We start from the raw sequence: 11,991 nt of genomic DNA, 5'->3' as shown, positions 1-11,991 counted from the left end.
TACTCAAAAAACAAAAAAAAACATGTCGGTAAATACCGCTTCCGAAAAAGAAAAAGTTAATGGATTTGCTTTAGGAAAGCAGAATTATATTCTCATTGCCATCTCTTTCATTGCCGTGATCATAGGTTTTGCCTTAATGATAGGCCCGGGCTCTACAGAAACAGAATTCAATCCGGATATTTTCAGTTTCCGTCGTATCGTAATAGCTCCGGCTATCGCTTTTGCGGGATTTGTATTCATGATTTATGCCATTATGCACAAAGCTAAATAATATTGCCCGAATATGGATATTTTACAAACAATCATCATTGCCATCGTCGAAGGGCTTACCGAATTTTTACCCGTATCATCAACGGGACATATGATTATCGCACAAGAGCTGTTAGGGGTAGAATCCACTCCTTTCGTAAAAGCATTCACCGTTATAATCCAATTCGGAGCCATACTTTCAGTAGTTGTTCTTTACTGGAAACGATTCTTCAAGTTAAATCCCATTAAAATTCTGGACAAAAAAGAAGTAGAGGGAAAAAACACGGCTGCCAAACTGTCAACCTACGGACGCCGTTTTCTGTATAAATATGATTTCTACTGGAAATTACTGGTTGCTTTTATTCCTGCCGCATTCTTCGGACTCATATTCAGCGATAAAATAGATGAAATGCTGGAAAGTGTAACTGTCGTAGCAGTCATGCTGGTATTAGGCGGTATTGTCATGCTTTTTGTTGACAAATGGTTCAATAAAGTTGATCCGGACCAGAATATCAGCGAAAAAAAAGCATTCAGAATAGGATTATTTCAATGTATAGCCATGATCCCTGGAGTATCTCGCTCCATGGCAACCATTGTAGGAGGAATGACACAACGGTTATCCAGAAAAACAGCGGCCGAGTTTTCTTTTTTCCTGGCAGTACCTACTATGTTCGCGGCTACCGCTTATAAACTCCTGAAACTATTTCTGGAACCAGACGGCTCTCAAATATTACTGGACAATATGTGGACGCTGATCATAGGTAATATTGTCGCTTTTATCGTAGCTTTATTAGCCATTAAGTTTTTCATCAGCTTTGTAACAAAATACGGGTTCAAGGCATTCGGGTACTACCGTATTATTGTGGGAGGAATTATCATCATAATGATGCTCATGGGGTATAATTTAGAAATTAACTGATGAATTTTACAGAAGGAGAGATATTATATCTGAATAAACCTTTACACTGGACCTCATTTGATGTTGTAAAGCGAATACGTGTACGAATACTGAAAAGGTTATCCCGTAAAAAACTAAAGGTAGGACATGCGGGAACTTTAGACCCATTAGCCACAGGGGTCATGATCATTTGCACGGGAAAAGCCACAAAGCTCATAGAAAGTTTCCAATACCAAACGAAGGAATATATCGCTACGATACAACTGGGAGCAACTACTCCGTCATATGATTTGGAAACCGAAATCGACGCGACTTATCCGTATAAACATGTTACCCGGGAAGAAGTAGAAAATGTTCTGAAACAATTCATCGGTTCTATCCAGCAAATTCCGCCCGCTTATTCCGCCTGTAAAATAGACGGTAAACGGGCTTATGATCTCGCACGCAAAGGGCAAGAGGTAGAACTAAAGCCAAAGGAGCTTGTTATAGATGAAATTGAACTTATTGATTATGAGCTACCTCTTATAAAGATACGGGTAGTTTGCAGTAAGGGGACCTACATCAGAGCGCTTGCCCGTGATATTGGCAATGCGCTGGAAAGCGGAGCCCACCTGACAGGATTGGTTCGCACCCGGGTAGGAAGTATAAAACTAGAAGACTGCATCGGAGTAGATGCAATCAACGAATTGATCGATCATGCCGAAATTACGGATGAAGAGGCTTTAAATGAAAAAAAGAAAAATTAAAATAGTACGTTATGAAATTATCGCAATTCAAATTTAAATTACCGGAAGATTTAATTGCTAAATATCCGGCAAAGAATCGTGATGAATCACGGCTTATGGTATTACACCGAAAGACCGGAGAAATAGAACATCGCATCTTTAAAGAGGTTATCAATTATTTTGATGATAAAGATATTTTCGTTTTTAACGATACAAAGGTATTTCCGGCGCGTCTATACGGAAATAAAGAAAAGACCGGTGCTAAAATAGAAGTATTTTTATTACGTGAGCTGAACGAAGAAAACAGGCTATGGGATGTACTGGTAGAACCGGCACGAAAAATACGTATCGGGAACAAACTGTATTTTGGCGAAGACGATTCAATGGTCGCCGAAGTTATCGACAATACTACTTCACGTGGACGTACCCTTAGATTCTTATTTGACGGGACGCATGACGAATTCAAAGAGGCCCTTTATAAATTAGGGGAAACTCCCCTGCCCGGATATATCAACCGCCCGGTGGACGAAGAAGATGCTGAACGCTATCAGAACATATACGCTAAAAACGAAGGAGCGGTCGTAACTCCAGCTGCAGGTCTTCACTTTAGCCGCGAATTACTTAAAAGAATGGAAATAAAAGGCATCGAATACGGATTTCTTACCCTACATTCGGGTTTAGGAAATTTCCGGGAAATAGATGTAGAAGATCTGACTAAGCATAAAATGGACTCCGAACAAATGATAGTGACTCCTACATTGGTAGAATTCGTTAATCATGCAAAAGATACCAACCATCAGGTATGTGCTGTAGGTACGTCGGTTATGAGAGCCATCGAAAGCACAGTAAGTACAGACGGGCATATGAAAGCATATAACGGCTGGACCAACAAATTTATATTTCCGCCTTATGATTTTACGGTAGCTACAAGCTTAATAACCAACTTTCATATGCCTTACTCGACCATGCTGATGATGGCCGCAGCTTTCGGAGGATATGACGCTGTCATGAAAGCATACGATATTGCACTTAAAGAAAAATATCATTTCGGAGCATACGGAGACGCGATGCTTATCATTTAAATACAATAACATTTTATAAAAAAAAACGGTTGTCTTGGGAATAAAATCCAAGACAACCGTTTTTTTATTATATAAATATTATGATATATTTCATCTTTTTTCTAATTTTACAATATTCTTAAACAATCAATATTATCAAAACATGAAAAGAATTACATTTATTTTAGTATTACTATTTTCAATTACCGCCTCTTATGCACAAGATTATAATTGGTTTACTGGTGGTTCCATTTCTTTATGGAACAATAAATATGAAGAATCTGACGACGATTTTCCTTCAATTATCATTGCTCCAACTATAGGCTGTAATATAACCAAACAGTTTACAATAGGAATGTCGTTATTTTATAGTTACCAAAAAGAGCACCATGAATATTATTCATCATACTCATATCATATGTTCGCATTATCACCTTATTTGCGATATAACTATTATAAAAAAGGGATAGTAGGCCTTTTCGGAGAATTTAATGTCGGTATTTGTACAGACGGAGATGCTGTAGGATGGGAAATAGGCATGCGGCCAGGATTAGAAATAAAACTTAATCATCGCTTTAGCCTAGAAGCCAAATACGGTTTTCTAGGATATCGAGAATACTTCATTGACGCCGAAAAAGGCTTCGGGTTAGCTTTGACTACAGCAGACTTATCTATAGGATTCCGGTATAACTTTTAATGCAATTCATCTGGACAAATAGGACGGGAATATTTATTTTAGTATATCCGTTCTATTTGTTATGTTTTTTCCAGGCTTTGTAATTACGAAGTAAACCTTGATATTTTGCACGTTTCACAGCAGAGTGCCTGAATATCCGGTTATACTCTTCCTGAGTAAGTGTATCTAATCGCCCGGCATCTAATTGTAAAAAATCTTTACAAGGCCGGAATTCATCCACCTCAGTAGGCTTGGCAAACCGATTGTGAGGACAAACGTCCTGGCATGTATCACAACCATAAATACGGTTCTCCAAACATTTCGTTATCTCGTCGGGAATCTCACCCCTGTTTTCTATAGTCTGATATGAAATACATCGGTTAGCATCAAGGACACCAGGCTTTACAAGGGCTTTAGCAGGACAACTGTCCATACAACGTGTACAGTGTCCGCATCCGCCGGAAAGAGGCGGAGACGGTTTTAAAACGAGCGACGTAAGAATCTCTCCTAAAAAGAAAAAAGAGCCGGCTCCGGGAATAATCAACTGTGTATTTTTACCTATAAAACCTATACCGGCCTTCATAGCCCAATATCTTTCCAAAATAGGAGCTGTATCACAACAAATACGATTATCCCCGCTCCATTCAGCTTCGATATACCGACTTAAATCATTTAATTTCGACTTAACAACTTCATGATAATCTCTGCCGTAAGTATAAACGGCAAATTGAGGCACATTCAAAGCCTGGCGTTCTGAAGGAAAATAATTCAGGGCAACAGATATAATAGTACGCACAGGCTTATGTAATAAAGAAGGATCACAGCGTATATCATAATAATTGCCCATGTACCCCATTCGGGAATGATAGCCACTCTCTAACCACGCCTTGAAACCATGACAGACATTATCTTCAACATGTTCGGCAGAAGCAAACCCACAAGCATGAAAACCTATACGTAAAGCTTCCCTGCGAATAGCTTCCGCCATGTCAGAGTGTATCGAAACGATATTCATTTTCCATCAACCATTCTATAGATTTAGGAAGAGCATAACGCAGATTCTTTTCCGCTTTCAGAGAATCATGAAAAACAATTATGGAGCCATTACGCACATAACGTTTTACATTAGCAAAAACCTGCTCTCCCGTAAGCTTTTTGCTATAATCCCTCGTAACGACATCCCACATAATCAGCGTAAACTCTTTTTTCAACGCCTTTGCTTGCCCAGGTCCCATATGTCCGTGAGGAGGACGAAAAAGACCACTACAGATAACATCATCGGCACGTTTGACATTCCTCAGATAATTGAATTTAGACAACTTCATTCCTTGAACATGATTCATGGTATGATTGCCTACCTGATGCCCGCGTTCCTTTAATTCACGAAATAATTCCGGATTACGAACCACATTATCTCCCACACAAAAAAACGTGGCTTTAATGTGATATTTGTCCAATAAATCCATCACCCAGGGAGTTACTTCAGGGATAGGGCCATCGTCAAAAGTCAAATATACAGTTTTTTCTTTCCCGGGAATGCGCCACACTGTTTCTGGGAAAAGCATCCGGTAAAGGAAAGGAGGTTGTTCTATAAGCATATTATATACAAAATAAAAAAGGATTGGCAGAATATCCGAATTATTCTGTCAATCCTCATTCTTATTTAATCATTATTCGGCAAAACGAATCCCTTTTTGCTCGATCTCTTTCATATATTTTTCAGCTAACGCCTCATTTTTCGAATCGTAGAGGTAATTGATACCGCTGCGCACTACGTATCCATGTATCCTGTAATCATCTCCGACGGAACGAAGCTGGCTAGGAGTAAGAGACCTGAACCAATATAAGTAAGCAATGGAATTATCCATAATCTCTTCCAATAGTTTATCACCTTTCTCTTTTTCACCGATCATATAATAAGATTCTACCATACGCATCGAAGCATATTCATGAGTTACCTGCCAGCCAGGTATAGCTGTATTGATTTTATCCAGAACTTTCAATGCTTTATCATTTTTCCCCTCCAGAATCAATTGTTCAGCCAGATCAGAATACATCACACGTAAAGTAGTACACATACGACGAACATTTTCATCCAGATATAACGGTTTTTCAGGGGTAGCTTTATCAATCCCCCCAAAAACAAATTTATTCATCATATTGTCATACATCTTGTCGGTATTAATTGCACCACCCTGACTTTTAACCGGAATTATCTGGTATGCCAAACCTGTGCGTGAAAAATAATCTCTCAGTCCCATATATAAGTCGTTTCCTACGGTAACTGAAAAATAAATAGGACGTTTAAAGCCTTCTTCCGCATTAGTAGTAAGCATATCCAGTACAGCTACCTGGCTCATATAAAGTCCTTTTGAGTCTGAAAAATTGGGTATAATACGGTCTGCAATACTATCTTTCATCGTTTCGCTCACCGTTCCCGACACAATTGCGGCTTCTTTATTTACCGGAATATACAATTTATTAGTTGGCAAATGATTCAAACGGCCATATCCCGGTACTTCTTTCGACCAATTGCTGTCATCATATAAAAAGTCAAGCGCTTCTCTCGTTGTAATAGAATCCTGAATGCGCGGCAATATATAGTTAAACGAGCGTTTATCGTATGTATAAACTTTTTCATTCGCCGAAATGGGTAACGAAGCCGATTTATATGCCGGACGCTTCATCTGGTCGATATACCAGTCTGTTTGCAGATAACTCAGATTACAAACTCTTACATCCGTACGAAAACCCTCTGTTTCCTGTACATACCAAAGAGGGAACGTATCGTTATCTCCATTCGTGAATAAAATAGCATTCTCGTCTACACTCGACAAATAGTTCATACCCATATCCCGGCAAATATAACGTCCGGAACGGTCATGGTCGTCCCAGGTCTGGCTAACCATCTGAAGCGGAACTAAAAGACATATCACGGCTGCTAACGAGGACGAAACAACAGGAGATAATTTCAATCGTTGTAGTCCTTTGGCTACCGCAGCCACTCCTAAACCTATCCAGATCGTAAAGGCATAAAAAGAACCGGCATAAGCATAATCTCTTTCACGTGGCTGATACGGTGTCTGGTTCAAATAAATTACGATAGCTATTCCCGTCATAAAGAACAAGAAGAACGTCACCCAGAAACCTTCAATACCTTTTTTACCGGAATATGCCTGGAAGAAAAGACCGAGAAGGCCTAACAGCAAAGGTAACATATAGAAAACATTATGTCCTTTGTTATTTGCCAAATCCGGCGGAAGATTAGTTTGGTCTCCCGCAATATATTTGTCGATAAAGTTAAAACCGGTAATCCAATTTCCTTTATGTACCTCTCCGTTTCCCTGAATATCATTCTGGCGCCCTGAGAAATTCCACATAAAATATCTCCAGTACATGTAATTCAACTGGAAATCGAGAAAAAAGCGCAAGTTCTCACCAAATGTAGGCTTGTAAACGGTTTGTCCGCCTACCACCACCGGACGTCCGCTAAAATTAGTCCACTCTTTATAAGCGGAAACATGAGCCGGTGTAGGACTATACATTCGTGGAAACAGCATACACATCTCAGGCTGATATCGAAGACGCTCTACATAACCGGAAACAACATATTTGTCTTTTTCCTCCGGATTATTTTTTACGACCCTACGCCATATAGCATGTCCTTTATCCATTACAGCGGATCCGTTTTTATCACGCTGAACATCGGCATTGAAAGCCTGTCCGTATAATAAAGGACGTTCACCGTATTGTTCCCGGTTCAAATAACTGGATAAAGTAAATATATCTTCCGGGGAATTCTGGTCCATAGGAGTATTGGCCATGGAGCGGATAACGATCAAAGCATATGAAGAATAACCGATAAATATGACAAGAATAGATGTCATAATCGTATTCATAACCCGAACCGCGAGTTTCTTACGTGTAAATAAATAGGCTACCAAAGCGATAGTTAGCAAAATTCCCAAAAACAATCCATCCCCGATAAACGGTATTCCTACCAAAACGATACTCAGTATAAACGATATTTTTATTCGCAGGTCGCTATGCTGCTTTACTGTCTCATATATGGCCCACACAATAGAAGCCAATACCAGGAAGAAATAACACAATACGCCTGAATTATAAGGCATTCCCAATATATTCACACAGAAGAGTTCCACCCATCCGGCAACTTTCACGAATCCCGGTACTAAACCATATAATAGCAATACGATGATAGCGAACGAAACCAGCAAAGCCATAATAGAACCTTTCGCCGTTATTTTCGAATATTTCCGATAATAAAAAACCAAGACAATAGCGGGTATACACAACAGGTTCAATAAATGAACCGCAATAGAAACACCGATCAGGTAAGCAATCAAGATAAGATAACGATCGGCATGAGGTTCGTCGGCAACACTCTCCCATTTCAGAATAAGCCAGAATACAAGTGCAGTACAAAAAGATGAATAGGCATATACTTCACCCTCTACAGCAGAAAACCAGAATGTATCGGACCATGCATAAGCCAAAGATCCAACCAAACCACATCCCAAGATCGTAATCATCTGTGCTACAGACATGCTTTCACCTTCTTTCAATACAATTTTCTGGGCCAGACGGGTAATCGTCCAAAACAAGAGCAATATCGTAGCCGCACTCAATAATCCCGACATGAGATTGACCATATAGGCAACCCCCGAAGGGTCTGAGGCGAAATTAGCGAAGAAACGAGCCGTAAGCATGAATATTGGGTTGCCCGGCGGATGACCTACTTCCAGTTTATAAGCCGAAGATATAAACTCGCCACAATCCCAGAAACTGGCTGTGGGTTCCAGTGTAAGGATATACGTAATCGCCGATATGACAAAAACTATCCATCCTAATACATTGTTCAGTAATTTGTACTGTTTCATATATGTGTTTAGTTTCAAATATTTTTCTTTACACAGAAAGTCATTTAACAATTGGCAAAGATAAAAAAAGATTGTAGAAAACTTCCCCATTATAAACGTTTTATAATAATTAGGCAATCATATTTCACAAAATATAGACTTACATATCTCCACATTCATCGATTATTACTAATTTTATGCTCCTAAACGCACACATAATGAGTAAAAATATCTTGATTACCGGAGCCGGAGGTTTTATTGGAAGCTTTATTGTGGAGGAAGCTCTCAGCAGAGGATATAAGACCTGGGCAGGAGTAAGAAAAACCACGAATAAAGAATATTTGCAAGATTCTCGTATTCAGTTCATTGACCTTGCATTCGGAAATAAAGAACAACTATGCCGGCAACTCCTCCAAATAAGAGGTTCTATAGGTAAGTGGGATTATATCATACATAATTTAGGCGTTACCAAATGTAAAAATCCGGAAGATTTCGAGCGCATCAATTATGGTTTCGTGCGAAACTTCACAGACGCTCTCATAGAAACCGATATGGTTCCCGAAAAATTTATCATGATGAGCAGCCTGGGAGCCTGGGGAGTAGGTGACGAAACCGGCTTTACCCCGCTAAAGCCGACTGATATGCCTCATCCTAATACCCGGTATGGAATGAGTAAACTAAAAGCGGAAAGACATCTACAATCTTTACCGGATTTCCCCTATGTCATTATGCGTCCCACCGGTGTATATGGTCCCCGGGAAAAAGATTATTACCTGATGATGAAAACCATCCAATACGGATTCGATTTTATAGCCGGATATAAACCGCAGCTCATCACATTCATTTATGTAAAAGATCTGGTAAAAGCCATTTTCTCTGCAATAGATAAAGGAATAACCAGGAAAGGTTATTTTCTTTCCGAAGGAGTCGCATACTCATCTACACAATTCCGGAAATATGTCGCTTCATCTCTGGGCAAAAAAATAGTCATACCCGTAAAAGTACCTTTGTTCTTATTGAAAACAATTTGTTTCCTTGCTGAAAAAGGAGCTATCCTGATAGGAAAAACCAGTACTTTAAACCGCGATAAATTCCGCATCATGAAACAACGCAACTGGATATGCGACATTTCGGAGGCACAAAAAGATTTGGACTTCAGGCCCCAATATTCTTTGGAACAGGGGGTAAAAAAAAGTGTAGAATGGTATAAACAAGCCGGGTGGCTATAAAATCACTCTTTAATATTTACGAACCTCAGAGAGAAACAACTTTCCTTTCCGGTCACTGACGATACGAAAATATCCCCGCCATGTAAATTCATAATTTGTTCACATAAATTTAAACCTATGCCCGGCCGGGAAATTTCGGTCGTAAAAAACGGAATGAATATTTTATTCAGCACATCCGGCAATATACCGGCTCCGTTGTCACCTACAGAAATATAATAACCATTGGGAGCTTTTTTCCGGTAATAATGCTCACACATCCGCCTGAACAAGTTTTACATACTTCTATTTCATTTTATTCCAAAACAGAGCGGATATTCTTCAAGTTGATCAAGCGCAGTTCTTTTCTCTTTGAAATATAACATATCACTGTTACTGCCCAAAATGCTGCCATATCTTCCGATAGGATGTGTAAAACTTTTATCTCTCCGTTTTTAAGTGAATTCAGAATTTCCGGAAATTCAGGATTCAGCGAACCTAATTCGTCAATATGCCGTAACGAACTTTTATTTATATAGAAAAAAGCGGCCTGATTCATCCATCCTATATTCCTTTCGGTATCAGATACCCATATCCCGCTATCAGTCATACAGAGAAGGGTCTCGTAATATTGACATTTCACATCGGTTTCACAAACCTTTTCTCTGAACATCGTCATTGATTCATTCATCATTCTATATTTGCCGCTCTCCTTTTTCAGGAAAATAAGAAAATGGACAACCGCAAAAACGTATTCTTTCTATCATCCGCCTTACCATCCGATACGAATCGTTATGTAAACGAACAATATATAAAATAACTATCACAATAAACAGTCCTATTGAAAACAGAAGAAAAATATAATTTATGAGCCAGATATAAATATCCAACTACCGAACCCATTATTAACGATAACAACAATAAAATTAATCTAACGGAACCCGTAATTTTCATAATCTCCTTTTCTCTATTTTACGATATAAAACATAACGGCTTATTCCCAAATATTCAGCCGCCTGACTAATATTAACATAGATACGGCGCATCGCTTTTTCTATTGTCAAACTGTCAAACGGCTCCAGATTAAGTATTTCTTCCGTTTCTTTTTTAGAAATGTACCGGTAAAGATAAATTTCCTATCTCATCAAGAAATAAAGTCCCGCCCGAAACACTCTCCTTTCTTTCCATTTTAGATTTTCGGGCATCATTAAAAGCACCTTTTTCATATCCGAAAAGTTTACTTTCAAAAAATGATTGTTTTCATATCTATACCCCACTTTATAATCAGGGGCAATTCTTACGGTAGACTTAACATTATCATAAAACGATACTGATAAAACTTTTTTCTTTATTTAAAGTATCGTAATTAAGTTATTTGTAATTATTCAGGCCAGATTGAAAACGAGAAAAAATTAAAAGAAAATCATAAAATTACAGACCGAGATTAAAAAAAGTCCGAATTTTCATGAAAATTCAAATAAAACTCATATATTAGTGCTGTATAAATTTTGAGGATACAAATACACAACACGTATTGCACATAGAAGAATAAGAATTTTAATTTTTCGTGACTGTAATACGTTTTATTTATTTGTCAACATTTATACAAAAGTGGGTGATTTTATTTTGTTTAATCTTTTTAACAATGAAAAATTCTGATTTCGAAAAGGAATTGAGAAGGCTATTGCAATCTCTCAGGTTACGTGTTGTTATATCAACCAAAAACCAGACAATAGAAAAAGAAATTATTCAGCCGAATATTTCAGAATCATTGCAGTATAAAGAAAAAACAACAGCGGAAAATAACCTCAAAAGTTGGATATTTACTATTATGCGCGATGCATTTATTAACGAATATAAAAGAATCATGAAAGTGAGCACAACTTCTTGGGACAAACAATCAAAAATACTTTATTATGTAAAACGGCCGGATGAAATTTATGACATTAATCTGGTTATTGATTCTTTATGCAACCTCCCACCGGAAGAATACACGATATTTTCATTATATCTGAAAAACTATTCATATCAGGAAATTTCAGAAGAATTGCAAATTCCTGTTTATATAATTCAAAACAAAATCCGTAACATACAGAGGCAATTAAAAAAAACGCCTATGTAAATAATGACTTTATTTTTACTTAGAATTTAGCCTTTAAACTTAATACCGGAATTGACAAGAGTAATCTTAATTCAAGGTTATTCTCTTGTTTATGATATTTTTTTCTTTATATTTCCGATACCACCCTAAAACCGCTATGCATCCCCCCTATTAATAAGATGCAATTATGCCGTTT

General features: G+C 38.0%; 12 protein-coding genes and 2 pseudogenes. 7 read left to right on the top strand and 7 right to left on the bottom strand.

Going from position 1 to position 11,991, the window contains the following annotated elements; all coding sequences use genetic code 11:
• Nucleotides 1-22: 22 nt before the first annotated feature.
• From OCV73_RS11070 to OCV73_RS11050, 5 genes are all read left to right on the top strand, one after another.
• Complete coding sequence (locus OCV73_RS11070) at nucleotides 23-271, top strand: DUF3098 domain-containing protein (RefSeq protein WP_147552188.1); 249 nt, start codon at nucleotides 23-25, stop codon at nucleotides 269-271.
• Between the two features lie 12 nt (nucleotides 272-283).
• On the top strand, nucleotides 284-1,168 hold the full coding sequence (locus OCV73_RS11065) for an undecaprenyl-diphosphate phosphatase (RefSeq protein WP_147552186.1): 885 nt from the start codon (nucleotides 284-286) through the stop codon (nucleotides 1,166-1,168).
• Nucleotides 1,168-1,893, top strand: a complete 726-nt coding sequence (gene truB / locus OCV73_RS11060) for a tRNA pseudouridine(55) synthase TruB (protein WP_147552184.1) — start codon at nucleotides 1,168-1,170, stop codon at nucleotides 1,891-1,893. Before OCV73_RS11065 ends, truB begins: the two co-directional genes overlap by 1 nt.
• A gap of 11 nt (nucleotides 1,894-1,904) precedes the next feature.
• Nucleotides 1,905-2,954 (top strand): tRNA preQ1(34) S-adenosylmethionine ribosyltransferase-isomerase QueA, encoded by a 1,050-nt coding sequence (gene queA / locus OCV73_RS11055; RefSeq protein WP_147552182.1) that lies wholly within the window; start codon nucleotides 1,905-1,907, stop codon nucleotides 2,952-2,954.
• Between the two features lie 142 nt (nucleotides 2,955-3,096).
• Nucleotides 3,097-3,630, top strand: coding sequence for an outer membrane beta-barrel protein (locus OCV73_RS11050; RefSeq protein WP_147552180.1), 534 nt, complete (start codon nucleotides 3,097-3,099; stop codon nucleotides 3,628-3,630).
• Nucleotides 3,631-3,682: 52 nt separating this feature from the next.
• Here OCV73_RS11050 and queG read toward each other — a convergent pair whose 3' ends face one another.
• The 3 genes from queG to OCV73_RS11035 all read right to left on the bottom strand — a co-directional run bounded on the left by queG (nucleotide 3,683) and on the right by OCV73_RS11035 (nucleotide 8,510).
• Nucleotides 3,683-4,597: a tRNA epoxyqueuosine(34) reductase QueG gene (gene queG, locus OCV73_RS11045; protein ID WP_262512954.1), complete on the bottom strand. Its 915-nt coding sequence runs from the start codon at nucleotides 4,595-4,597 to the stop codon at nucleotides 3,683-3,685.
• A 1-nt stretch (nucleotide 4,598) separates the two neighbouring features.
• Nucleotides 4,599-5,207, bottom strand: a complete 609-nt coding sequence (locus OCV73_RS11040) for a polysaccharide deacetylase family protein (RefSeq protein WP_147552176.1) — start codon at nucleotides 5,205-5,207, stop codon at nucleotides 4,599-4,601.
• A 72-nt stretch (nucleotides 5,208-5,279) separates the two neighbouring features.
• On the bottom strand, nucleotides 5,280-8,510 hold the full coding sequence (locus tag OCV73_RS11035) for a glycosyltransferase family 117 protein (RefSeq protein ID WP_147552174.1): 3,231 nt from the start codon (nucleotides 8,508-8,510) through the stop codon (nucleotides 5,280-5,282).
• A gap of 197 nt (nucleotides 8,511-8,707) precedes the next feature.
• On the opposite strand from OCV73_RS11035, the gene OCV73_RS11030 reads away from it, so the two are divergent.
• Nucleotides 8,708-9,718 (top strand): NAD-dependent epimerase/dehydratase family protein, encoded by a 1,011-nt coding sequence (locus tag OCV73_RS11030; protein WP_147552173.1) that lies wholly within the window; start codon nucleotides 8,708-8,710, stop codon nucleotides 9,716-9,718.
• A gap of 2 nt (nucleotides 9,719-9,720) precedes the next feature.
• Here OCV73_RS11030 and OCV73_RS11025 read toward each other — a convergent pair.
• The 4 genes and pseudogenes from OCV73_RS11025 to OCV73_RS14585 all read right to left on the bottom strand — a co-directional run.
• Nucleotides 9,721-9,936, bottom strand: a pseudogene (locus tag OCV73_RS11025) (ATP-binding protein); the annotation flags it as partial.
• Between the two features lie 74 nt (nucleotides 9,937-10,010).
• Complete coding sequence (locus OCV73_RS11020) at nucleotides 10,011-10,388, bottom strand: hypothetical protein (RefSeq protein WP_147552169.1); 378 nt, start codon at nucleotides 10,386-10,388, stop codon at nucleotides 10,011-10,013.
• 256 nt (nucleotides 10,389-10,644) lie between these two features.
• Entirely contained in the window at nucleotides 10,645-10,776 is a 132-nt protein-coding gene (locus OCV73_RS14590; protein WP_394802962.1) for a helix-turn-helix domain-containing protein, read from the bottom strand.
• Between the two features lie 34 nt (nucleotides 10,777-10,810).
• Nucleotides 10,811-10,951, bottom strand: a pseudogene (locus OCV73_RS14585) (sigma 54-interacting transcriptional regulator); the annotation flags it as partial.
• Nucleotides 10,952-11,285: 334 nt separating this feature from the next.
• On the opposite strand from OCV73_RS14585, the gene OCV73_RS11010 reads away from it, so the two are divergent.
• Nucleotides 11,286-11,816 (top strand): sigma-70 family RNA polymerase sigma factor, encoded by a 531-nt coding sequence (locus tag OCV73_RS11010; RefSeq protein WP_147552167.1) that lies wholly within the window; start codon nucleotides 11,286-11,288, stop codon nucleotides 11,814-11,816.
• Nucleotides 11,817-11,991 lie beyond the last annotated feature (175 nt).

It is taken from the genome of Barnesiella propionica (assembly GCF_025567045.1).
Classification (GTDB): domain Bacteria; phylum Bacteroidota; class Bacteroidia; order Bacteroidales; family Barnesiellaceae; genus Barnesiella_B; species Barnesiella_B propionica.
This window is presented reverse-complemented; position numbering and strand designations above follow the sequence as displayed.

Coding starts and splice junctions, on each gene's coding strand:
- queG (WP_262512954.1), bottom strand. CDS start 4,597: ATGGCGGAAGCTATTCGCAGGGAAGCTTTACGTATAGGTTTTCATGCT.
- OCV73_RS11065 (WP_147552186.1), top strand. CDS start 284: ATGGATATTTTACAAACAATCATCATTGCCATCGTCGAAGGGCTTACC.
- OCV73_RS11020 (WP_147552169.1), bottom strand. CDS start 10,388: ATGATGAATGAATCAATGACGATGTTCAGAGAAAAGGTTTGTGAAACC.
- OCV73_RS11030 (WP_147552173.1), top strand. CDS start 8,708: ATGAGTAAAAATATCTTGATTACCGGAGCCGGAGGTTTTATTGGAAGC.
- truB (WP_147552184.1), top strand. CDS start 1,168: ATGAATTTTACAGAAGGAGAGATATTATATCTGAATAAACCTTTACAC.
- queA (WP_147552182.1), top strand. CDS start 1,905: ATGAAATTATCGCAATTCAAATTTAAATTACCGGAAGATTTAATTGCT.
- OCV73_RS11040 (WP_147552176.1), bottom strand. CDS start 5,207: ATGCTTATAGAACAACCTCCTTTCCTTTACCGGATGCTTTTCCCAGAA.
- OCV73_RS11035 (WP_147552174.1), bottom strand. CDS start 8,510: ATGAAACAGTACAAATTACTGAACAATGTATTAGGATGGATAGTTTTT.
- OCV73_RS11050 (WP_147552180.1), top strand. CDS start 3,097: ATGAAAAGAATTACATTTATTTTAGTATTACTATTTTCAATTACCGCC.
- OCV73_RS11070 (WP_147552188.1), top strand. CDS start 23: ATGTCGGTAAATACCGCTTCCGAAAAAGAAAAAGTTAATGGATTTGCT.